Source organism: Streptomyces sp. NPDC003284, assembly GCF_053589675.1.
Genome location: NZ_JBSFSI010000007.1, coordinates 23,230 through 44,037 on the forward strand (window position 1 = coordinate 23,230; position 20,808 = coordinate 44,037).

At 74.8% G+C, this 20,808-nt stretch carries 18 protein-coding genes; 5 read left to right on the forward strand and 13 right to left on the reverse strand.

From position 1 onward, the window contains the following. Nucleotides 1-76: 76 nt before the first annotated feature. Nucleotides 77-550: an ATP-binding protein gene (locus tag ACWDYF_RS16855; RefSeq protein WP_018564469.1), complete on the forward strand. Its 474-nt coding sequence runs from the start codon at nt 77-79 to the stop codon at nt 548-550. A gap of 48 nt (nt 551-598) precedes the next feature. Here the strand turns inward: ACWDYF_RS16855 and argF are convergent, their stop codons facing one another. The 9 genes from argF to helR form a co-directional block, all read right to left on the reverse strand. Beyond that, a complete protein-coding gene (argF, locus tag ACWDYF_RS16860) occupies nt 599-1,612 on the reverse strand; it encodes an ornithine carbamoyltransferase (RefSeq protein WP_018564470.1) in 1,014 nt (337 codons plus the stop codon). 61 nt (nt 1,613-1,673) lie between these two features. Continuing rightward, entirely contained in the window at nt 1,674-2,900 is a 1,227-nt protein-coding gene (locus tag ACWDYF_RS16865; RefSeq protein ID WP_381739729.1) for an arginine deiminase, read from the reverse strand. 188 nt (nt 2,901-3,088) lie between these two features. Beyond that, nucleotides 3,089-5,665: a polynucleotide kinase-phosphatase gene (locus ACWDYF_RS16870; RefSeq protein WP_389468436.1), complete on the reverse strand. Its 2,577-nt coding sequence runs from the start codon at nt 5,663-5,665 to the stop codon at nt 3,089-3,091. After that, entirely contained in the window at nt 5,662-7,281 is a 1,620-nt protein-coding gene (locus ACWDYF_RS16875; RefSeq protein WP_389468440.1) for a 3' terminal RNA ribose 2'-O-methyltransferase Hen1, read from the reverse strand. Before ACWDYF_RS16875 ends, ACWDYF_RS16870 begins: the two co-directional genes overlap by 4 nt. 134 nt (nt 7,282-7,415) lie before the next feature. Continuing rightward, complete coding sequence (locus ACWDYF_RS16880) at nt 7,416-8,339, reverse strand: LLM class F420-dependent oxidoreductase (RefSeq protein WP_389468446.1); 924 nt, start codon at nt 8,337-8,339, stop codon at nt 7,416-7,418. A gap of 98 nt (nt 8,340-8,437) precedes the next feature. Further along, nucleotides 8,438-8,911 carry a DUF6099 family protein gene (locus tag ACWDYF_RS16885; RefSeq protein ID WP_389468449.1) on the reverse strand — a complete coding sequence of 158 codons (474 nt, stop codon included), beginning with the start codon at nt 8,909-8,911 and terminating at the stop codon, nt 8,438-8,440. 169 nt (nt 8,912-9,080) lie between these two features. Next, on the reverse strand, nt 9,081-9,437 hold the full coding sequence (locus ACWDYF_RS16890; RefSeq protein ID WP_381740337.1) for a nucleotide pyrophosphohydrolase: 357 nt from the start codon (nt 9,435-9,437) through the stop codon (nt 9,081-9,083). Nucleotides 9,438-9,610: 173 nt separating this feature from the next. Next, nucleotides 9,611-10,000 carry a cell division protein SepF gene (locus tag ACWDYF_RS16895; RefSeq protein WP_381739722.1) on the reverse strand — a complete coding sequence of 130 codons (390 nt, stop codon included), beginning with the start codon at nt 9,998-10,000 and terminating at the stop codon, nt 9,611-9,613. 48 nt (nt 10,001-10,048) lie between these two features. After that, on the reverse strand, nt 10,049-12,277 hold the full coding sequence (gene helR / locus ACWDYF_RS16900) for an RNA polymerase recycling motor ATPase HelR (RefSeq protein WP_389468452.1): 2,229 nt from the start codon (nt 12,275-12,277) through the stop codon (nt 10,049-10,051). A gap of 291 nt (nt 12,278-12,568) precedes the next feature. On the opposite strand from helR, the gene ACWDYF_RS16905 reads away from it, so the two are divergent. Further along, nucleotides 12,569-13,963, forward strand: a complete 1,395-nt coding sequence (locus ACWDYF_RS16905; RefSeq protein WP_389468455.1) for an MFS transporter — start codon at nt 12,569-12,571, stop codon at nt 13,961-13,963. Here the strand turns inward: ACWDYF_RS16905 and ACWDYF_RS16910 are convergent. Then, nucleotides 13,936-14,856 carry a DUF3152 domain-containing protein gene (locus ACWDYF_RS16910; RefSeq protein WP_389468457.1) on the reverse strand — a complete coding sequence of 307 codons (921 nt, stop codon included), beginning with the start codon at nt 14,854-14,856 and terminating at the stop codon, nt 13,936-13,938. The two genes, ACWDYF_RS16905 and ACWDYF_RS16910, sit on opposite strands and share 28 nt — an antisense overlap. Nucleotides 14,857-15,029: 173 nt before the next feature. Between ACWDYF_RS16910 and ACWDYF_RS16915 the strand changes: the two genes are divergently transcribed. Genes ACWDYF_RS16915 through ACWDYF_RS16925 form a run of 3 tightly spaced genes read left to right on the forward strand, consistent with a single transcriptional unit; the run spans nt 15,030 to nt 17,910 of the window. Next, nucleotides 15,030-15,719, forward strand: a complete 690-nt coding sequence (locus ACWDYF_RS16915) for a response regulator transcription factor (protein WP_018564481.1) — start codon at nt 15,030-15,032, stop codon at nt 15,717-15,719. Then, entirely contained in the window at nt 15,716-17,305 is a 1,590-nt protein-coding gene (locus ACWDYF_RS16920; protein ID WP_389468461.1) for an ATP-binding protein, read from the forward strand. Before ACWDYF_RS16915 ends, ACWDYF_RS16920 begins: the two co-directional genes overlap by 4 nt. Then, nucleotides 17,302-17,910, forward strand: coding sequence for a hypothetical protein (locus ACWDYF_RS16925; RefSeq protein WP_389468464.1), 609 nt, complete (start codon nt 17,302-17,304; stop codon nt 17,908-17,910). Before ACWDYF_RS16920 ends, ACWDYF_RS16925 begins: the two co-directional genes overlap by 4 nt. A gap of 107 nt (nt 17,911-18,017) precedes the next feature. Here ACWDYF_RS16925 and ACWDYF_RS16930 read toward each other — a convergent pair whose 3' ends face one another. The 3 genes from ACWDYF_RS16930 to ACWDYF_RS16940 are packed head-to-tail and all read right to left on the reverse strand — an operon-like array spanning nt 18,018 to nt 20,803. Beyond that, nucleotides 18,018-19,307 (reverse strand): lytic transglycosylase domain-containing protein, encoded by a 1,290-nt coding sequence (locus ACWDYF_RS16930; protein ID WP_389468468.1) that lies wholly within the window; start codon nt 19,305-19,307, stop codon nt 18,018-18,020. 49 nt (nt 19,308-19,356) lie between these two features. Continuing rightward, entirely contained in the window at nt 19,357-20,208 is an 852-nt protein-coding gene (locus tag ACWDYF_RS16935) for a hypothetical protein (protein ID WP_381739711.1), read from the reverse strand. Between the two features lie 49 nt (nt 20,209-20,257). Then, nucleotides 20,258-20,803 carry a nuclear transport factor 2 family protein gene (locus ACWDYF_RS16940; RefSeq protein WP_018564486.1) on the reverse strand — a complete coding sequence of 182 codons (546 nt, stop codon included), beginning with the start codon at nt 20,801-20,803 and terminating at the stop codon, nt 20,258-20,260. Nucleotides 20,804-20,808: the final 5 nt, after the last annotated feature.

Consider the following 20,808-nt stretch of genomic DNA (forward strand, 5'->3'; position numbering starts at 1 on the left):
TCCCGGCACGGAGGGCACCGGGAGCCGCCGCCGACGGCCCCCGTACCATTCCCCTCGTCGAGAGCAGGACAGCCTGATGGTGACCACCGGTGCGGCCTGCGTCATGAACGGACACACGTTGCACGAGCCCCCCGCCTCCGCCTGGCGCATCGCGCTGCCGCACTCGGCCGCCGCCGTCCCGGTGGCCCGCGCCCTGGTCCGTACGGCGCTGGCCGAACGGGAGCACACGGCCGACAGCGACACCGCGGAGCTGCTCACGGCCGAACTGGTCGCCAACGCCGTGGAGCACACCGGGGGCGGCGGCCCGATAGAGCTGCTGCTGGAGCTGGAGCCGGGCGGCTGCCGGGTCGAGGTGCGCGATCCGGACCCGGCGCCGCCCGCCGCGCTGACCCGGCCCGGCCTCGCCCCGCCCGACCCGTGGCGGGAGGACGGGCGCGGCCTGCTGCTGATCCGGGCGCTCAGCTCGTCCTGCGGGCACCGGCCGACCGCGTCGGGCAAGGCGGTGTGGTTCCGGCTGGCCGCGCCGCCCCGGGAGCCGCGCCCCGCGTGAGCGGCGCCGGGGAGACCGGGGAGATCAGGGAGACCGGCCGGGCGGGGGTCAGCCGCGCGCCAGGGTGGCGACCAGGACCGCCTTGATGGTGTGCAGGCGGTTCTCGGCCTCGTCGAAGACGACCGAGTGCGCCGACTCGAAGACCTCGTCGGTGACCTCCAGCGAGCGCAGCCCGTACCGCTCGTGGATCTCCCGGCCGACCGCGGTGCCGAGGTCGTGGAAGGCGGGCAGGCAGTGCAGGAACTTGACGTCCGGCTCGCCGGTGGCGCGCAGCACGTCCATGGTCACCGCGTACGGGCCCAGCGCCTCGATGCGCTCGGCCCAGACGTCCTTGGGCTCACCCATGGAGACCCAGACGTCGGTGGCGACGAAGCCGGCGCCGCGCACGCCCTCCTCCACGGACTCGGTGAGGGTGATCCGGGCCCCGCTGGCGGCGGCCAGCTCACGCGCCCGGTCGACGACGTCCTGGGCGGGCCAGTACGCCTTCGGGGCGACGAGCCGGACGTCCATGCCGAGCAGGGCGCCGGTGACCAGGTAGGAGTTGCCCATGTTGAAGCGGGCGTCGCCGAGGTAGGCGAAGGCGGTCTCGGTGAGCGGCCGGGCGCTGTGCTCGGTCATGGTGAGCACGTCGGCGAGCATCTGGGTGGGGTGCCAGTCGTCGGTGAGCCCGTTGTAGACGGGCACACCGGCGTGCGCGGCCAGCTCCTCGACGGCCGCCTGGCTGTCCCCGCGGAACTCGATCGCGTCGAACATCCGGCCGAGCACCCGGGCGGTGTCCTTCAGGGACTCCTTGTGCCCGATCTGCGACCCGGACGAGTCGAGATACGTGGTCGAGGCGCCCTGGTCGGCGGCGGCGACCTCGAACGCGCAGCGGGTGCGGGTCGAGGTCTTCTCGAAGATCAGCGCGATGTTCCGCCCGGTGAGGTGGCGCGTCTCCGTCCCGGCCTTCTTGGCCGCCTTCAGCTCGGCGGCCAGCTCGATCAGACCGCGGAACTCCTCCCCGGTGAGGTCCAGCTCCTTGAGGAAGTGGCGGCCGGCGAGGGCGGTCGGGACTGTCGCCATGGGGGCGCTCCAACAGATGAGGGACAGGGACTGTTGGAATTCTATACGAGGACCAGAATTTCTATGCGACGGGATCCCGCTCCACGGGACAGCTCATGCAGCGCGGCCCGCCCCGGCCCCGGCCCAGCTCGCTGCCGGGGATCTCGATCACCTCGATGCCCTGTTTGCGCAGATGGGTGTTGGTGGTGGCGTTGCGCTCGTAGGCGACGACCACGCCCGGCTCCACCGCGAGCACGTTGCAGCCGTCGTCCCACTGCTCGCGCTCGGCCGCGTGCACGTCCTGGGTGGCGGTCAGCACCCGGATCTGGTCCAGGCCGAGCGCGGCGGCGATCGCCCGGTGCATGTGCTCGGGCGGATGGTCGGTGACCTTCAGCTCCTTGTCGCCCACGCCCGGCTCGATGGTGTACGAGCGGAGCATGCCGAGCCCGGCGTACTGGGTGAAGGTGTCCGCGCCGATCATGGTCATCACCGTGTCCAGGTGCATGAAAGCGCGCCGCTTGGGCAGGTCGAGCGCCACGATGGTGCGCGCCGAACCGGCGGCGAACAGCTTGTGCGCCAGCATCTCCACGGCCTGCGGGGTGGTGCGCTCGCTCATCCCGATGAGCACCGCGCCGTTGCCGATGACCAGCACGTCCCCGCCCTCGATGGTGGACGGGTAGTCGGCCTGCCCCTGCGACCACAGGTGGAACGCCTCGTCGGCGAAGAGCGGGTGGTGGCGGTAGATCGCCTCGAAGTGCACGGTCTCGCGCTGCCGGGCGGGCAGCCGCATGGCGTTGATGGAGACGCCGTCGTAGATCCAGGCGGAGGTGTCGCGGGTGAAGAGGTGGTTGGGCAGCGGGTCCAGCAGGAAGTCGTCCAGGTCCATGACGTGGAACCGCACGGAGGCGGGCTCGGCGTGCCCGGCCAGGAACTCCCGCTTGGTCATGCCGCCGACCAGCGCCTCGGCCAGTTCCCGCGCGTCCAGCGTCTCGAACGCGGCCCGCAGGTGGTCGGTGGCGAGCGGGCCGTACTCCTTCTCGTCGAAGACGCGGTCCAGGACCAGCGACCGGGCCGGGGCGATCCCCATCGTCTCGGTCAGCAGCTCGCCGAAGAGGTGCACGGCGACCCCGCGGTCGCGCAGCACGTCGGCGAACCCGTCGTGCTCGGCGCGCGCCCGGCGCACCCACAGCACGTCGTCGAAGAGAAGGGCGTCCTTGTTGCTGGGGGTGAGCCTCTTGAGCTCCAGGTCCGGGCGGTGCAGGATGACGCGGCGCAGCCGCCCGGCCTCGGAGTCGACATGGAATCCCATGCCTCCATCCTGACCACTGCCGGGCGGCTTCACCCCCCGCTCCCCCGATTCCGCGGCGCGTACGCCGACCGGGGGCGCGGCCGGAACCGGCCCCGGCCGCCCGGGACCAGGCCGGGACCAGGCCGGGACACGGCCGGTTCCGGGCAGAACCACGCCGGTCCGGGGCGGTCCGGGGCGGTCCGGGGCGGTCAGAGCCGGGGGTCCACCGGCTCCGACTCCAGGGCCAGCACCGCGAACACCGCCTCGTGCACCCGCCACAGCGGCTCACCGTCCGCCAGCCGGTCCAGCGCCTCCAGACCGAGGGCGTACTCGCGGATGGCCAGCGAGCGCTTGTGGTGGAGGAAGCGCTGCCGCAGCCTGGCGAGGTTGTCCGGGCGGGTGTACTCGGGACCGTAGATGATCCGCAGGTACTCCCGGCCGCGGCACTTGACGCCCGGCTGGACCAGCCGGCCCTCCGGCGTGCGCACCAGCGCGCCGAGCGGCTTGACGACCATGCCCTCACCGCCGCGCCCGGTCATCTCCAGCCACCAGTCGACCCCGGCGCGCACCGACTCGGGGTCGGCGGTGTCGACGTAGAGGCGGCGGGTGACCTGGAGCAGTCCGCTGGTGTCGTGCTCCACGAGCCGGTCCACCAGCGCGAGCTGTTCGTCGTGCGGCAGCGCGGCCAGGCTGCGGCCCCGCACGGCCAGGAGCTGGAACGGCGCCAGGCGGACACCCTCCAGACCCTCGGTGGGCCAGCAGTAACGCCGGTAGGCGGCGGTGAACGCGGCGGCGTCCTCGGCCCGCCCGCGCTGGCGCTCCAGCAGCCCGGCGACGTCGATGCCCCGGGCGGCGGCGCCCTCCAGCGCGGCCAGCGCCCCGGGGAAGGCGGCACCGGCGGCCGCGCCGACCGCCGCGTACTGCGAGCGCAGCAAACCGGACGCCTTCAGCGACCACGGCATCAGCTCGGCGTCCAGGAGCAGCCAGTCGGTGTCCAGCTCGCTCCACAGCCCGGCGTCGCCCGCCGCCGTGCGCAGCCGGCCGAGGATCTCCTCGGTGACCGCCGGGTCGTCGAAGAAGGGGCGGCCGGTACGGGTGTAGAGGGCGCCCGTGGGACCGTCCACGCCGAAGCGCTCGCGTGCCGCTCCGGCGTCCCGGCACACCAGGGCCACCGCCCGCGAGCCCATGTGCTTCTCCTCGCACACCACCCGCGCCACGCCGTCCTCCCGGTACTGGGCGAACGCCTCGGCCGGGTGCTCCAGGTAGCCGTCCTCGCGCGAGGTGGCGGTCGGCGCCATGGTGGGCGGCAGGTAGGGCAGCAGCCGCGGGTCGACGGCGAAGCGGCTCATCACCTCCAGGGCCGCCGCCGCGTTCTCCTCGCGGACGGCCACCCGGCCGGTGTGCCGGGTCTCCACGCCCCGGCGGCCCTGCACGTCGCCGAGGTCCAGCGGACGCCCGTCGTGCCCGCCGGGCGCCTCGGAGCGCAGCGGTCTGACCGGCTCGTACCAGACCTGTTCGGCCGGTACGTCGACCAGCTCGCGCTCCGGCCAGCGCAGCGCGGTCAGCCTGCCGCCGAACACGGCGCCGGTGTCCAGGCACAGGGTGTTGTTGAGCCAGGTGGCCTCCGGGACGGGGGTGTGGCCGTAGACGACGGCCGCCGAGCCCCGGTAGTCCTCCGCCCACGGGTAGCGCACCGGCAGGCCGAACTCGTCGGTCTCGCCGGTGGTCTCGCCGTACAGGGCGTGCGAGCGGACCCGGCCGGAGGTGCGGCCGTGGTACTTCTCGGGCAGCCCCGCGTGGCAGACCACCAGCCGGCCGCCGTCGAGCACGTAGTGGCTGACCAGGCCGTCGATGAACTCCCGTACCTCCGCGCGGAACTCCTCGCTCTCCCGCTCCATCTGCGCGACCGTCTCGGCCAGTCCGTGGGTGTGCTGGACGGTGCGGCCCTTGAGGTGGCGGCCGAACTTGTTCTCGTGGTTGCCCGGCACGCACAGCGCGGTGCCGGACTTCACCATGCCCATCACCCGGCGCAGCACGGCGGGCGAGTCGGGGCCGCGGTCGACGAGGTCGCCGACGAAGACCGCGGTACGGCCCTCGGGGTGGACGCCGTCGGTGTAGCCCAGCTTGCCGAGCAGGGCCTCCAGTTCGGCGGCGCAGCCGTGCACGTCGCCGATGATGTCGAAGGGGCCGGTGAGGTGGGTGAGGTCGTTGAAGCGCTTCTCGGTGACGACGGTGGCGTGCTCGGCCTCCTCCTCGCCGCGCAGTACGTGCACCTTGCGGAAGCCCTCGCGCTCCAGGTGGCGCAGCGAGCGGCGCAGTTCGCGGATGTGCCGCTGGACGACCCGGCGGGGCAGCCCGGCCCGGTCGGCGCGGGCGGCGTTGCGCGCGGTGCAGACCTCCTCGGGCAGGTCCAGGACGATGGCGATCGGCAGCACGTCGTGCCGCTTGGCCAGGTCGATCAGCTGGCGCCGGGCGTCCTGCTGCACGCTGGTGGCGTCGACGACGGTCCGGCGGCCCGCGGCGAGCCGCTTGCCCGCGATGTAGTGCAGGACGTCGAAGGCGTCGCGGCTGGCGCTCTGGTCGTTCTCGTCGTCGCTGACCAGGCCCCGGCAGAAGTCCGAGGAGAGGACCTCGGTGGGCTTGAAGTGGCGGCGCGCGAAGGTGGACTTGCCCGAGCCGGTGGCGCCGACGAGGACGACGAGGGAGAGGTCGGTGACGGGCAGCACGCGTCCCCGCGTGGTGCCGCCGGTCTCGTTCCGGTGCTCGTTCTCCGGTGTGCCGGTCATGCCGCCTTCGCCTCCTTCTCGTCGGTCTTCTTGTCGGTCTTCTCGTCGGTCTTCGCGTGCTGCTCGTGCTGCTCGCGGGTCCTGCGGGGCTCGTGGGGCTGCTCGCCGGGCGCGAGGGTGAACACGGCCATCTGGGTGGGCGGGCCCACCTCGGGGTCGTCGGGGCCGACGGGCCGGAACCCGACGGTGTAGCCGTGCCGGGCGGCGACCTCCCCGGCCCAGGTGCGGAACTGCTCCCGGGTCCACTCGAAGCGGTGGTCGCCGTGCCGGACGTGCCCGGCGGGCAGCGTCTCCCAGCGGACGTTGTACTCGACGTTCGGCGTGGTGACCAGGACCGTACGGGGCCGGGCGGTGCCGAACACGGCGTACTCCAGGGCGGGCAGCCGGGGCGGGTCGAGGTGTTCGACCACCTCGCTGAGCACGGCCGCGTCGTACCCCTTGAGCTGCTTGTCGGTGTAGACGAGCGAGCCCTGCCGGAGCGTGACGCGCGCGGCCTGCCGCTCCCCCATCCGGTCCAGCCGGAGGCGCCGGGCGGCGATGGTGAGCGCCCGCACCGACACGTCGACGCCGACGATCTCGGTGTGGCGGACGTCCTTGAGCAGTGCCTGCACCAACTGGCCCTGGCCGCAGCCGAGGTCGAGCACCCGGGCGGCGCCCGCCGCGGCCAGCTCGGCGAGGATCGCCTCACGGCGCCGGACGGCGAGCGGGACGGACCGCTCCCCGGTGCCGTCGCCCGTGTCGGTGCCGGTACCGGTGTCGGTGTCGGTGTCGGTACAGGTGTCGGTGTCGGTGTCGGCCGCCACCGCGTTGTCGATCTCCTCGACGGCGCTGTCGTCCGACTCGGCCAGCCGCGCCAGTTCCAGCCGCTCCCTGGCCTGCCGGGTCAGCGACCAGCGGCGGCTCAGATAGCGGCTGGTGATGAGGTGCTGCTCCGGGTGCGCGGGCAGCCAGCCCTCGCCCGCCCGCAGCAGCTTGTCGACCTCGTCGGGGGCGACCCAGTAGTGCTTGGCGTCGTCCAGGACGGGCAGCAGCACATAGAGGTGGCGCAGGGCCTCGGCGAGGGTGAGGGTCTCCGACTCCAGGACCAGGCGCACATAGCGGGAGTCGCCCCACTGCGGGAACTCGGTGTCCAGCGGTACGGCGTCGGCCGTGACCGTCCAGCCGAGCGGGGCGAACAGCCGCTGCACCAGGGCCGCTCCGCCGCGGGCGGGCAGGGCCGGTATCTCGATACGCAACGGGCGTGACTGTCCCGGCAGTTCGGGCCGGGCGCGGCACACACCGCGCAGCGCGCTGGAGAACACCGCGCTCAGCGCCACGGCGAGCAGCGAGGAGGCCGCGTAGGGGCGGTCGTTGACGTACTGCGCGAGCGCGGCGTCGGGTGCGCCGCCGCGGCCGCCCTTGCCCTTGCCCTTGCTCCGCCGCACCAGCGCCACCGCGTCGACCTCCAGCAGCAGCGCCGCCGTGCAGCGTTCGTCGTCCGCCTCGGGGTAGAGGACGTGCGCCGTGCCGAAGGAGGTGGAGAACGCCTGCGCCTTGCCGGGATGCTTGTGCAGCAGATGACCCAGGTCGGTGGCGGGGCGTTCGGGTGTGCCGGTGGTGCTGACGGTCAGGAACATGGCGGTGGCCTCTCCGGCCGGTCGGGTGGATGGGTGCCGGGCGTGCGCGGGCCCCCGGGACGCAGATCCCGGGGGCCCGGCAGGACGACGCCTCCACCTTGGCACAGGGCGGCGGACCCGCGCCCGCCTTTAAATCATGCCAACTGCGCCTGGACCTGGGAGGAGATCAGCTCCAGGTGGTCCAGGTCGGAGAGGTCGAGGAGCTGGAGGTAGAGGCGGCTCGCGCCGATCTCGGCGTAGCGGCCGATCTTGTCGACCACCTCGGCCGGGGAGCCGGCCAGGCCGTTGGCCTTCAGCTCGTCCACCTCGCGGCCGATCGCGGCGGCGCGGCGGGCGACCTCCTGGTCGTCGCGGCCGACGCAGACGACCAGGGCGCTGGAGTACGTGATGGCGTCGGCGTCGCGCCCGGCCGCCAGGGCGGCGGTGCGCACCCGGCCGAACTGCCGCTCGCTGTCCTCGACGGAGGCGAAGGGGATGTTGAACTCGTCGGCGTACCGGGCGGCCAGCCGCGGGGTGCGGACCGCGCCGTGCCCGCCGATGAGGACGGGGATCTTCTCCTGCGCGGGCTTGGGCAGCGCGGGCGACCCGGTCAGCTGGTAGTGCTCGCCCCGGAAGTCGAAGGTCTTGCCGGTCTCGGTGGCCCACAGGCCGGTGACGACGGCGAGCTGCTCCTCCAGGCGGGCGAACTTGTCCTTCGGGAAGGGGATGCCGTACGCCTTGTGCTCCTCCTCGAACCAGCCCGCGCCCAGGCCCAGCTCGACCCGGCCGCCGGACATCTGGTCGACCTGGGCGACCTGGATGGCGAGGACGCCGGGGAGGCGGAAGGTGGCGGCGGTCATCAGCGTGCCCAGGCGGATGCGGCTGGTCTCGCGGGCGATCCCGGCGAGGGTGATCCAGGCGTCGGTGGGTCCGGGCAGGCCGTCGCCGTCGCCCATGCGGAGATAGTGGTCGGAGCGGAAGAAGGCGTCGAACCCGAGGTCCTCGGTGGCCTTGGCGACGGTGAGCAGGGTGTCGTAGGAAGCCCCCTGCTGGGGCTCGGTGAAGATGCGCAGATCCATGGTCCCATCCTGCACGTCCGGCACCCCGGCGGGGCCGCCGACCCCGCCGCGCGCCACCCGTCCGGCGCCTCGGGGGCGAGGCGGCGGCCCGCCGGTGCTCAGCCCGCCTCGCGCTCCGGCAGGACCGCCTCCTCGCGGGCGGCCAGCTTGCGCAGCATCTCGCGGACCCGGTCCCGGGACTCGTCGGCCGCGTCGATGGCCTCCATGCACTGCCAGTACGTCCGCTCGTCGGCGGCCGAGCTGGCTATGCCGACGAGGGCTATCCCGACCTCGCCGAGCAGTCCGCCCAGGCACAGCAGCACCCGGCGCTCGTCGGCCAGTTCGGTGAGCTGGGCGGCGCGCGAGGCGCCCGGGTCCAGGTCCGGGGCGTCCAGGACCCCGCAGCCCCGGCCCGCCAGCTCGGTCAGGCCCAGGGCCTCGCCGCGCAGCTCGGGCGGACCGGTGACCGCGATGCGGCTGCCGACCGCCTGGGCCAGGGCCTGCGCCTGCCACACCTCCGCCAGGATGGCGGGGGTCTCGCCGCTGCCCGCCAGCGCACGCCTGCTCGCCAGGATGAGCCGCATCGCGTCCATGCGCTGCCCCCGCTTCCTCCGACGTACTCGCCGCACGTCTGCCCGAACTCCCTTGTTCACTACCCAGAGTGAAGGCGCCTGGCACAAAAAGCCAGAGGAAGACGGAAATCTCTGGACAACAAATCGATTTCGACCGGGTGAACGACTCCGGAGAGTAATAGCGGAACGCTCAACTCCGGCTGTTTTCCCCCGTGGTGCCCGTGGTCCCCGGGTCCGTCCGCCGCGCCGGGAACCGCTGCTCGTTGCGGTCGATCTTCGCGGCGAGCGCCGTCAGCGGATCGACGCCGAGCACCTCGCAGAACTGGAGCAGATACGCGAGGACGTCCGCGACCTCGTCCCGCACGCGGTGCGCGGTCTCCGGGTCGTCCATGACGCGCGCCGACTCCTCCGGCGTCAGCCACTGGAAGATCTCGACCAGTTCGGACGCCTCGACGCTGAGGGCGGCGGCCAGGTTCTTCGGGGTGTGGTACGGCTGCCAGTCCCGCGCGGCGGCGAACTCGGCGAGCCGCCGCTGGAGTCCGGCCACCTCGGGGCCGGACCCGGTGGACGGGGTGGCACCGGACGCGGTGGCACCGGAGGGGACGGGGGCGGGGCCCGGCTGCGCGGAGGGATCGGGGTGCTCGGTCACGTCACCAGGTCTATCACCCGTGTCACCAGGTCTGTCACCCGTGCCGTCCCGGCAGCCCCGGCCGCCCCGGTTCACACGCCGGGGACGGCCGCCCCCTGCATGAGTCCGCTCACCTCGGTGCCCGGCGGGGTGAGGAGGAACACATTGCGGTCGACCCGGTGCATCCCGCTGCCCAGGCCGAAGACGACACCGGTGCTGAAGTCCAGGACCCGCTTGGCCACGTCGCCCTCGGCGCCGGTGAGGTCCAGCAGGACCGGCACCCCGGCCATCAGCGTCTCCGCCACGTCCCGGGCGTCTGCGAACACATTGACTCTGAGGACGACGAACCGGCGGCGCATCTCGGTGTCCGCCTCCGGGAGGGAGCGGTGGTCCACCGCGGACGGCCAGGAGTCCCGTCCGCGCAACGGAACGACCTGGGCGAGCCCCTCCCACTGTTCATCGGTGACGTCGTGGCTGTTCACCGGCTCCCCCCGACCTGACTCGTACTCATCGCCTGCACTGGCCAATTCTTACGCCATGTCACCTGTTCGGCCCAACTGCGACACGGCCGGTGCCGGATCCGGCGCGCCGTGGCCGGGGTTCCGGGGGCCCCGGTCGCCGGTGAGGACGACGAGCTGCCGGGTCGCCCGGGTCATGGCGACATAGCGGTCGACGGCGCCCTCGACGCCCGCGCCGAAGCCCTCCGGGTCGACGAGCACGACCAGGTCGAACTCCAGGCCCTTCGCCAGCCGCGGGGACAGCGACCGCACCCGGGGGCGCGGCCGGAAGGACGGGTCGCCGATGACGCACGCGGTCCCCTCGGCGTGCCCGGCGAGCCAGGTGTCGAGGATCCGGCCGAGGTCCGCGCGGGAGCCGTGGCCGACCGGGACGCCGGAGTCGCGCACGGAGACCGGCACCCCGGCGTCCGGCAGAACGGCCCGGATGACCGGCTCCGCCTCCTCCATGATCTCCCGCGGGGTGCGGTAGTTGACGCTCAGGGAGGCCAGGGCGATCCGGTCGAACCCGACCCGCCGGAGCCGTTCGCGCCAGGACTCCGGGAAGCCCTGCCGGGCCTGGGCGCGGTCCCCGACGACGGTGAAGCTCCGCGACGGGCAGCGCACCAGCAGCATCTGCCACTCGGCGTCGGTCAGTTCCTGGGCCTCGTCCACGACGATGTGCGCGAACGGCCCGGCGAGCCGGTCGGGTTCGGCGGCGGGCAGCGCGTCCTCGTCGACGAGCGCGTCCCGCAGGTCCTGGCCGCGCAGCATCGCCACCGCGCCCTCGCCGTCGTCGTCGGCCGCCAGGACGTGTTCGATGACCCCGGCCATCCGCTCGCGCTCGGCCGCGGCGGCCGCCCGCTGCCGCCGCCCGCGCCGGGACGCCTCCGGGTCGCCGAGCCGCTGCCGGGCCGCGTCGAGCAGCGGCAGGTCGGACACGGTCCACGCCCGCGGGTCGGCGCGCTGCAACCGCCGTACGTCCTGGGGTTCGAGCCAGGGCGCGCACAGCCGCAGATAGGCGGGCACCGACCACAGGTCCCCCACCAGGTCGGCCGCCTCGATCAGCGGCCAGGCGCGGTCGAAGGCCGTGCGCAGGTCCCGGTCGCGCCCCAGGGCGGCGCGCAGCGTCTCGGGGGCGGTGTCGCCGTCGTGCTTGTCGGCCAGGACGGTGAGCAGTTCCTCCCAGACCTGGTCGCGGGCCTCGTTGTGCGGGGCGCCGGGTCCGGCCGACTCGAAGGCGGCGGCCCAGTCGTCCGGGCCGAGCGGGATGTCGGACCAGGGGGTGGAGACCGTCATCGCCTCGGCGGGCGGCTCCTCGTAGAACCGTACGGCCGTCTCGATCGCGCGCACCAGGCCGGCCGAGGACTTCAGCCGGGCCGCCTCCGGGTCGGTCTCGGTGCCCGCACCGGCGCCCTCGGGGACGAGGTCGCGCAGGGTGCAGGTCCGCACGCCCTCCTCGCCGAGGCTGGGCAGGACGTCGGCGACGTAGCCCAGGTAGGGCTGGTGCGGTCCGACGAACAGCACGCCGCCCCTGCGGTGGCCGAGGCGCGGGTCGGAGTACAGGAGGTAGGCGGAGCGGTGCAGCGCGACGACGGTCTTGCCGGTCCCGGGGCCGCCGTCGACGACGAGGGCACCGCGGGAGCCCGCGCGGATGACGGCGTCCTGGTCGGCCTGGATGGTGGCGAGCACGTCCCGCATGCGCGGGGAGCGGGTGGCGCCGAGAGCGGCGATGAAAGCGGACCGGTCGTCGAGCGCGGCGTGCCCGGCGAGGGCGTCCTCGGTGAACACCTCGTCCCAGTAGTCGCTGATCCGGCCGCCGGTCCAGCGGTATCTGCGGCGGCCGGCCAGCCCCATCGGGTCGGCGTGGGTGGCGCCGAAGAACGGCTCGGCGGCCGGTGAGCGCCAGTCGACCAGCAGCCGGGCGCCCGAGCCGTCGGTGAGGCCGAGCCGTCCGACGTACACCGGGTCGGTGCCGTCGGCGCCGACCATGCGGCCCAGGCACAGGTCGAGTCCGAAGCGGCGCAGGGTGCGCAGCCGGGCGGTCAGCCGGTGGACCTCGGCGTCCCGGTCCATCGCCTGCCGGCCGAGGCCGCCGGGGGCCCGGCGTTCGGCGTCGAGCCGCTCGGTGAGTTCGGCGACGGACTGCTCCAGGCACCGGGCGACGGCCGCGAAGTGCCGCTCGTCGGCGGCGATCAGCGCGGGGTCGGCCTTGGCGGCCAGCCGCTCGGGGAGGTCGAAGGCGGGCGTGGTGAGAGGGTTCACGGCCTGGGGGCTCCCGTTCCTCGGGTGTGCGGGGGGGTGCGGTGCCCTGCGTCCCGCGGGCGGTCGGTGCGCCGGGACGGTCCGGCGTTTTCGCAGGTCATGGGCTTCGGCCGGACATTCTGCGGGGCGAGGGGGGCCTTGCCGCAAGCCCCCCGGTGCGCTATACGTTGAGAGTGGCGAGGAGTGGGTCGGTCCTCCCGCCGCTTCCCCCGGGCCACAGGTTCCGCCGCTGACTCCGCCGCGGATTCCCCGGACGCACCGGTGATACGACGCACCAGGGATACTCCGTGGGTGCTTCCCCGTCGAAACCCTGTTCGTCGCCCCTCCTGGGCCGGGCGCAACTACACCCTGCTCACCGCCGCCGCCGTCGTCTCGGGGCTCGGCAGTTCCGGGGCGCTGGTCGCGGGGGCCTTCGCGGTACTGGCGGCCGGCGGCTCGGCGACCGACGTGGGGCTGGTCGCGGCGGCGCGGACCGTGCCGCTGGTGCTGTTCGTGCTGATCGGCGGGGCGCTGGCGGACCGGGTGCCCCGGCACCGTGTGATGGTCGCGGCGAACGCGCTCAACTGCGCCTCGCAGGGCCTGTTCGCCGTCCTGGTGCTGACCGGCACCGCGCGGGTGTGGCAGATGGCGCTGCTGGCCGCGCTGGGCGGCACCGGCCAGGCGTTCTTCTCCCCGGCCGCCGAGGGGATGGTGCTGGCCACCGTCTCCGGCAGCGAGTCCGGGCGCGCGTTCGCGGCCTTCCGGATGGGGGTGAACGGCGCGGGCATCCTCGGCACCGCGCTGGGCGGGGCGCTGGCCGCCGCGACCGGGCCGGGCTGGGTGCTGGCGGCCGACGCGGGGGCCTTCGCCGTCGCGGCGGCGCTGCGGGCCTTCCTGGACGTACGGGACGTGCCGGGGCGGCGGGGCGGCACCGGCCTCCTGGCGGATCTGCGCGAGGGGTGGCGCGAGGTGGCCGGGCGGCCCTGGCTGTGGTCGATCGTGACGCAGTTCGCCGTGGTGAACGCGGTGGTCGCGGCGGCCGAGTCGGTGTACGGGCCGCTGGTCGCGCGGGAGCGGCTGGGCGGAGCGGGCCCGTGGGGTCTCGCGCTGGCCGCCTTCGGGGTGGGCACGCTGCTGGGCGGGCTGCTGATGACGCGCTGGGCGCCGCGCAGGCTGCTGCTGGTGGGGGTGCTGGGCGTGCTGCCGCTGGCGCTGCCGTCCGCCGCGCTGGCCGTGCCGGTGGGGACGCCCGTGCTGGTCGCGGTGCTGTTCGTGACGGGGGTGAGCGTCGAGGTGTTCGCGGTGGCGTGGATGTCCGCGCTGCACCAGGAGATACCGGAGGAGAAGTTCTCGCGGGTGTCGTCCTACGACTGGCTCGGGTCGCTGGCGCTGGTGCCGGTGGCGACGGCGGCGGCCGGTCCGGTGCAGGACGCGGTGGGCCGGCCGGCCGCGCTGTGGGGGTGCTCGGCGCTGGTGCTGGTGCTGACCCTGGCCGTGCTGTGCGTGCCGGACGTACGGCGGCTGACCCGCCGTACCGCCGACTGTGACGGCGGCGGCCATGGCGACGGCGGCGGCGACGGCACCGCGGCGCTCGGTCCTGCTGCTCCCGGGCAGGTCGCCCTCGGTCCGGCCGTACCCGGTCCGCTGCCGGAGCGGGCGGTGCGGCCGGAGGGCGACGCTCAGGGCACGGCGGGTCCGCCGAGGTAGCGGCCCTTGGCGTCGTAGGGCCAGGCGTTGGCGACGCAGCCGTGCAGCCCGTCGATCTGCTGCATCATGGCGGGCGCGGGCCGTCCGGCTCCGGGGCACGCCTCGTGGCCGTGGCCGATGCGGTGGCCGACCTCGTGGTTGACGATCAGGGCGCGGTACTCGTGGAGGGGGCCCGGGAACTCGGGCGAGCCCTGGTTCCAGCGCTTGAGGTTGACGATCACCTGGCTGCCCACGTCGCAGTTGACCTCCCCGCGGGTGTGCAGTCCGGCCGCGCCGCAGATGCGGTCCACGGTGTCGGGCGTGGCGATCCGCACCACGAAGTCGAGGGGGCCCTGGGAGACGAGCTGGAAGGCGTCGTGCCCGTCGGCGGTCCAGCCCCGCCGGTCGGCGAGGATGCCCTCGATCTCGCGGGCCGCCTCGTCGGGCGCGATGCCCGTGCCTTCCTCGACCTGGACCTCGTAGCGCCGGAGCGTACCCGTACCGGCCTGCTTGCCGGTGGCGTGCGCGGTGTGGAAGACGCCGTTGCCGGTCTTGTGCGGGTCGGAGCCCTTGCCGCGCGCGCCCGGTGTCTCTCCCGCGCCGCCGGTCGCCTTCCCGGACGGGGCGGCCCGGCCGGCCGCGTGCCGCCCGGCGTCCGCCGCCTGCGTACGCCCCTTCCCGGTGGACGCGGACGAGGTCGCGCCGCCTCCGGCCGCCGACGCGCGGTCGGCGCCGTCCTGGCCGCCCGCGAGCAGGGCCGCGGCGCCGAGCGCACCGGCCGCGGCCAGCGCGCAGAGCAGGTACACGCGGCGGCGGTGGCGGGCGCGGCGGCGGGAGGCGCGGCGGACGGTGCGACGGCTGCGGATGCCGTCCGCGCCGGGGCCGGTGTCCGGGCTGGGCGTGGTTCTGGGCATGGCGCACAGGCTGATGACCTCATGTGATGCCCTCTGGACCGAAAGGTCACGGAAACGTAACGGCGGCTTTCCGAGGTGCCGCCGGGGTCTTCATATGATCCTTCGGTAACAGTTCCCGGTCGCGGACGGCCCCGGCGGCCGTCGCCGCCCGCGGCCCGCACATACTGGGCGCCATGCCCCGGATCCTGCTCATCGAAGACGACGCCGCCGTGCGCCAGGGCGTCCGGCTCGCCCTGCGCCATCAGGGGCACGACGTCTGCGCCGCCGCCACCGGCGAAGAGGGCCTGGAGCAGCTCGGCGCCTTCCGCCCGGACGTGGTCGTCCTCGACCTCATGCTGCCCGGACTGCCCGGCCTCGACGTGTGCCGCCGGATCAGGGACCGCGAGCAGGTCGGGATCATCATGATGACCGCCAAGGGCGACAGCGTCGACATGATCGTCGGCCTGGAGGCGGGTGCCGACGACTACGTGGTCAAGCCCGTGCAGGCGCGCGTCCTGGACGCCCGCATCCGCGCCCTGCTGCGCCGTCTGGACGCCCCGCACACCGGCGCCGCCCGGCCCCGCGCCGAGACCCACGGCGAGCTGGGCATCGACCGGACCGGGCTGCGCGTCACCCACCGGGGCCACCCGGTCGACCTCGCCCCGTCCGAACTGCGGCTGCTGCTCGCCCTGTCCGCCTCCCCCGGCCAGGTCCTCAGCCGCCAGCAACTGCTGGAAGCGGTCTGGGAGCACAGCTACCACGGGGACATACGCCTGGTGGACGCCTGTGTGAAACGCCTGCGCGGCAAACTCGGCGAACCCGGCGGCACCTCGCGCTACGTCCACACCGTGCGCGGCTTCGGCTACTGCTTCCGGTCGCCGTGAGACCGCGCCGCCCCTCCCTGCGCGGCGGCCTGCGGCTCCGGCTCGTCGCGGGCTTCACCGTCGTCGCCGTCGTCAGCTGCCTGAGCACCGGTGTGCTGACCTTCCGCGAGGCCCGCACCGGAGTGCTCCAGCAGAGCCAGGACGCGGTGGTCCGGCAGTTCCGCGACAGCGTCGACGCGCGGGCGCCCAGCTTCCCCGACACCCCCGGCAAGGCCGACCTGAACAGCATGGTCGCCGACCTCGCCTACACGCACCGCTCGCAGCAGTGGCGCTTCCTGGCCACCTACGGCGGCCTGCGCGCCGTCTACGGACCGCAGGACAGCTTCGACGTCCTCACCCCCGAGCTGCGGCGCTCCGTGAGCACCCGGGCCGCCGCCGTCTTCCAGCGGGTGCGCCACGACGGCCGGGCCTACCTCGTCGTGGGCCTGCCCGTCACCTACGCCTCCTCGGGCGGCGTCTCCCCCACCCCGACCGGCCTCGTGCTCTACCTGGTCGTCCCGCAGGAGACCGAACAGCTCTACGTGCAGGCCCTGATCACCGCCATCGAACGGGCCACCCTGCCCGCGCTGGGCCTCGCCGTGCTGATCGCGCTGCTGGTCGCGCGCGGGGTGCTGCGCCCCGTCCGGGCCCTGGGCCGGGCCACCCGGCGGATGGCCGCCGGGCACCTGGACACCCGGCTGGCCGTGAGCGGTTCCGACGAACTGGCCGAGCTGTCGCGGACGTTCAACGACACCGCCGCCGCGCTGGAGCAGTCCGTGGCCGAGCTGCGCCGCATGGAGGAGCGGGCCCGCCGCTTCGCCGCCGACGTCTCGCACGAACTGCGCACCCCGCTCGCCGCGATGACGGCGGTCACCGACGTGCTCGACGAGGAGTCGTCCCGGCTGGACCGGGTCACCGGCGAGGCGGTGCGCCTGGTCAGCGAGGAGACCGCGCGGCTGGCCCGGCTGGTCGACGACCTGATGGAGATCTCCCGCTTCGACGCGGGCGCCGCCGAACTCGGCGCCGACGACATCGACCTGGCCGAGTCGGTGCGGCACACGCTCGCCGCCCGCGGCTGGCTGGACCGGGTGGCGGCGGACCTGCCGGAGCCGGGCGGCCTGCGGGCCCGGGTCGATCCGCGCCGGGTGGACGTGGTGGTCGCCAATCTGGTCGGCAACGCGCTGCGGCACGGGGCACCGCCGGTGGCCCTGCGGCTGACCGCCGAGGGCGGCTGGGCCGTGCTCACCGTGGCCGACCGGGGACCCGGCATCCCCGAGGCGGACCTGCCGCACATCTTCGAGCGCTTCTACAAGGCGAGCCGGGCCCGCACCCGCAGCGAGAGCAGCGGACTCGGGCTCGCCATCACCGCCGAGAACGTACGTCTGCACGGCGGACGCGTCCGGGCGGCCAACGGCCCCGGCGGCGGCGCGGTGTTCACGGTCGAGCTGCCGCTGCGGCCGGGGCCGCCGACCGGAGCGGCGGAGGCCGGGGAGGGGCACGACCCCATGGCCGCCGAAGGGACCGAAAGGTCCGAAGGGGCCGAAAGGTCCGAAAGGGCTGAATGGACTGAATGGGCTGAGTGGGCCGAGAGGAAGGACGGCGTATGAGACGCGCCCCGCGCACGGCCGCCGCCGCGGCCCTCACGGGCGCCCTGCTGGCCCTCGCGGGCTGCGGGGTGCCCACCTCGGGAGTGATCGACGCCGGGACACCGGCGGTCGGCGTCCCCGCCCGGATCACGCTCTACTTCGTCGCCGACGGGACCCTGCGGCCCGTGCCCCGGCGGCTCCCCAAGGGCATCGGCGACCCGGTGGAGGGCGCCGTACGGCTGCTGCTGGCCGGGCCCGTCGGCGACGAGGCCCGGAAGCTGACCACGGCCCTGCCCGCCCTGCCGGGGCGGGCCGCCGTCACCCTGGCCGAGGGCACCGTCACCGTCCGCTTCCCCGCCGGGGTGGAACGGCTGGACACGACGGCGATGGAACAGCTGACCTGCACCGCCGTGCACGCCCTGCACTGGAGCGGGGCGGACGCGAGCCCCTCGCCGGGCTCCGGCGAACCAAGCCCCGGGCTGCCGCACTCCGTGCCGCCGGGCACCGACGGCGGGATGTCGACGGCGCCGCCGCGGCAGCCGGGGCCGCAGCCGCACGTCAGTGTGCGCGCGGTGGGCGAGGGCTGGGCCACGGCCCGGCCGGACACCGTCTGCCCGCCCGGATGACCCACGGGCCGGGGCCCTGCCTGCCCCGGCGCCCGCGCGCCCGCCCCTCCCGCGGGCGCCTCCCCCTGCCGCTCCCTTCCCCTGCCGCTCCCTCCTCCTGCCGCTCCCTACAGCTGTGCGGCCTCCGGAGGGGCCGCCGGGCAGGAGGGGCCGGTGGTGGGGTCGGACGTGGGATCGCCCGTGGGCGGCTGTCCGGTGCCGTCCGGGGACGGGCTCCCCGAGGGCGACGGGCAGTCCGTGGGGGACGCCGAGCCGCTGGGCTCCGGTGTCGAGGACGGGTCGCCGGTGCCCGAGGGGTCCGGCGACGGAGACCCCGGGTGCGACGGGGACGGACCGCCGGTGGGGGTGGGCGCCGGGGAGGACGGGCCGGACGACGGGGCGGGGTGCGAGGGGCGGGGCCTGCCGGGGCCGGAGGGCCCGGGGTCGGGGCCGATGATGATTCCGCCGCCGTCCTTGCCGCCCCCGCCGTGCCCCGTGTCCCCTCCGCCGCCGTCCACGGGCTTGGTCGCCGGGGTGTCGCCGCCCGCGCCCGGGGACTTCGGGATGACACCCTTGCCGTCCGGCACGCTGTGCACACCATGGCGGTAGAAGTCCAGCCAGTAGCGGACCAGGTCCAGGTACTCCCGGGAGTTGTTGTAGCTGAGCACCGCCCGGTCCAGGTCGGCGGCTCGGCCCAGGTCCCGGCCGCCCGCGCACAGGTAGTGCCCGGCGGCCAGGGCCGCGTCGAAGACGTTGTTCGGGTCGGCGCGGCCGTCGCCGTTGCCGTCGGCGCCCCAGCCGTTCCAGGTGGAGGGCAGGAACTGCATCGGGCCCACCGCGCGGTCGTACACCGGGTCGCCGTCGAGGACCCCGCCGTCGGTGTCCCTCACCAGCGCGAACCCCCGGCCGTCGAGCGCCGGGCCGGTGATCCGCCCCAGGGTCGTGCCCTGCCGGTCCACCGCGCCGCCACTCGCCTGCCCGGACTCCACCTTGCCGATCGCGGCGAGCAGTTGCCAGGGCAGCCGGCAGCCCGGGTCGGTGCGGGCGACGGACCGCTCGGCGGCGCGGTAGGCGGCCAGCACGGTACCGGGGATGCCCGACTCGGCGCGTACGTCGGCCGTCTGACGTGCCGTCAGCGGCTTGCCGCCGGACTGCGTGACCAGAGGCGGGAGTTCGGTGTGGTACGAGCCGTCACCGGGCGCCGCGGCGGGAGCGGGAACGGCGGGCGCCGGGGCGCCCCGCGCCGCCGTCGCCTGCTCGTCGTCGGCCGCCGGACGGCCGGTTCCCCGGCCGTCCGACCCCAGCGCGCCGGGGGCCTGCGAGGCGGTGAGCGCCGCGACCGCGGCCACGGCGACGGCGGTGGTGCGCAGGCCGTGCCGGGTGCGGGCGCTCAGACGTCGTACGCGGCGTACGGGCATGGCTCTCACTCCGTGTCGATGAGGTGGGCGGGGCGGACGGGATGTGTTCTCAGCGGCCGAAGGTGTCGATGCCGGAGACGAGCCAGCGGCCGCCGCTCAGGACGACGTCCACGGCGAACATGGCACCGGCGTAGGTCCCCTGGTCCTGTGCCTGCTGCCCGCCCTCGGATCCCTTGCTGTTCTTGCTGTTCTTGCTGTCCTTGGCGTCCTTGCTGTCCTTGGTCCCGGCGGTGCTGACGCTGCTCTGGTCGGCGTAGACGAGGACCCGCGCCCGGTCGCCGTCGATGCGCTCGACCGCGCTGTCGGTCACGGTGGTGGTGATGACCGCCTTCTGCTGGTCGGCGCGGGTCCGCACGGCGTCCAGCAGGGCCCGGTGCTGGGCCACCGCCTTCCCCGTGAGCAGCGTCCTGACGGCCTTGTCGTACGCGGCGGGCGATGCGTGGTCGTAGGAGAAGAGCGCGGTGACCGCCTTCTCCGTCTGGGTCTTGATCTCGCTGGTCCGGGCGGGGTCGGTCAGGGCGGTGTTGCGTACCGCGGGGTCGTCCCGCAGGCTCTGGGCGCGCCCGTGCGCCCAGCCGGCGAAGCCGCCGAGGACGAGCGTCAGCAGACACAGCACGGCCAGGACCAGGTTGCGGGACGGACGGCGCTTCCCGGTGCGGCGGCTCGGCGCGGCCGTGTCCGCGGCGGACCCGGCGGCCTTGTCCGCGGCGGCCCGGGTGGTGTTCCCGGTGGCCGCGCCGGGCGTGGTGTCCGGGCCGGGCGAGGCGGTGCGCGCGGGCAGGACGGCCACGGCGGCGGGAGACCGGGCGGGCTCCTGCCCGGCCGCGGCTGCGGTCTCCGGCGGGAGGCCGCGGGCCTGGCGGCGGCGCTGGCGGTTGATGTGGTGACGGGTCGTCGACATCGGTGTCGTCCTCTCGTGCGGCGGCCGGCTGCTGCGGGGCGGGCAGGGGTCAGCCGGCCGAGGTGCCGCCCACGGGTGCCTGGCCCAGGGCGCTCAGCTTCCAGCCGCCGCCGGTGCGGGTGAGTTCACCGAGCATGCGGCTGTCCTTGTCGGTGCTCTGGCCGCCGGGCGCCTTCACCGTCACCCGCAGGGCCACGAGCACCCGGGCGCGTCCGGCCCGGTCGTCGAGTTCGGTGACGGCCCCCGACAGCACCCGGGCGGTGGTGACCGTCTTCGCCGACTTCACCTGTGTGGTGAACTCCTTGCGCCCGGAGACGAGTTGGTCGTGGAGTTCGCCGGTCGTCGAGGACTCCCACAGATCGAGTCCCCGGTCGACGCTGCTGTGGTCCAGGGTGTTCAGGTTCTGCACGGCCTGCTCACCGGCGGACAGCGCCTTGTCGCGCTGGACCGCGTACGCCGCCGCGTCGTCGTGCGCCGCGCCGTACCAGTCCCAGCCCGCCCACGCCGCGAAGCCGCCCGCGAGGAGCGTGAGGGCGAGGGCCGCGGCCGGCAGGGCACGGGGCCCGGCCGCCCAGGTGCGGACCGTGCGTTTCATGGGGT

Bases quoted from the DNA above. Each gene is read 5' to 3' on its own strand.
- ACWDYF_RS16855 (WP_018564469.1), top strand. From the start codon at position 77: ATGGTGACCACCGGTGCGGCCTGCGTCATGAACGGACACACGTTGCAC.
- argF (WP_018564470.1), bottom strand. From the start codon at position 1,612: ATGGCGACAGTCCCGACCGCCCTCGCCGGCCGCCACTTCCTCAAGGAG.
- ACWDYF_RS16865 (WP_381739729.1), bottom strand. From the start codon at position 2,900: ATGGGATTCCATGTCGACTCCGAGGCCGGGCGGCTGCGCCGCGTCATC.
- ACWDYF_RS16870 (WP_389468436.1), bottom strand. From the start codon at position 5,665: ATGACCGGCACACCGGAGAACGAGCACCGGAACGAGACCGGCGGCACC.
- ACWDYF_RS16875 (WP_389468440.1), bottom strand. From the start codon at position 7,281: ATGTTCCTGACCGTCAGCACCACCGGCACACCCGAACGCCCCGCCACC.
- ACWDYF_RS16880 (WP_389468446.1), bottom strand. From the start codon at position 8,339: ATGGATCTGCGCATCTTCACCGAGCCCCAGCAGGGGGCTTCCTACGAC.
- ACWDYF_RS16885 (WP_389468449.1), bottom strand. From the start codon at position 8,911: ATGGACGCGATGCGGCTCATCCTGGCGAGCAGGCGTGCGCTGGCGGGC.
- ACWDYF_RS16910 (WP_389468457.1), bottom strand. From the start codon at position 14,856: ATGCCCAGAACCACGCCCAGCCCGGACACCGGCCCCGGCGCGGACGGC.
- ACWDYF_RS16915 (WP_018564481.1), top strand. From the start codon at position 15,030: ATGCCCCGGATCCTGCTCATCGAAGACGACGCCGCCGTGCGCCAGGGC.
- ACWDYF_RS16925 (WP_389468464.1), top strand. From the start codon at position 17,302: ATGAGACGCGCCCCGCGCACGGCCGCCGCCGCGGCCCTCACGGGCGCC.
- ACWDYF_RS16930 (WP_389468468.1), bottom strand. From the start codon at position 19,307: ATGCCCGTACGCCGCGTACGACGTCTGAGCGCCCGCACCCGGCACGGC.
- ACWDYF_RS16935 (WP_381739711.1), bottom strand. From the start codon at position 20,208: ATGTCGACGACCCGTCACCACATCAACCGCCAGCGCCGCCGCCAGGCC.
- ACWDYF_RS16940 (WP_018564486.1), bottom strand. From the start codon at position 20,803: ATGAAACGCACGGTCCGCACCTGGGCGGCCGGGCCCCGTGCCCTGCCG.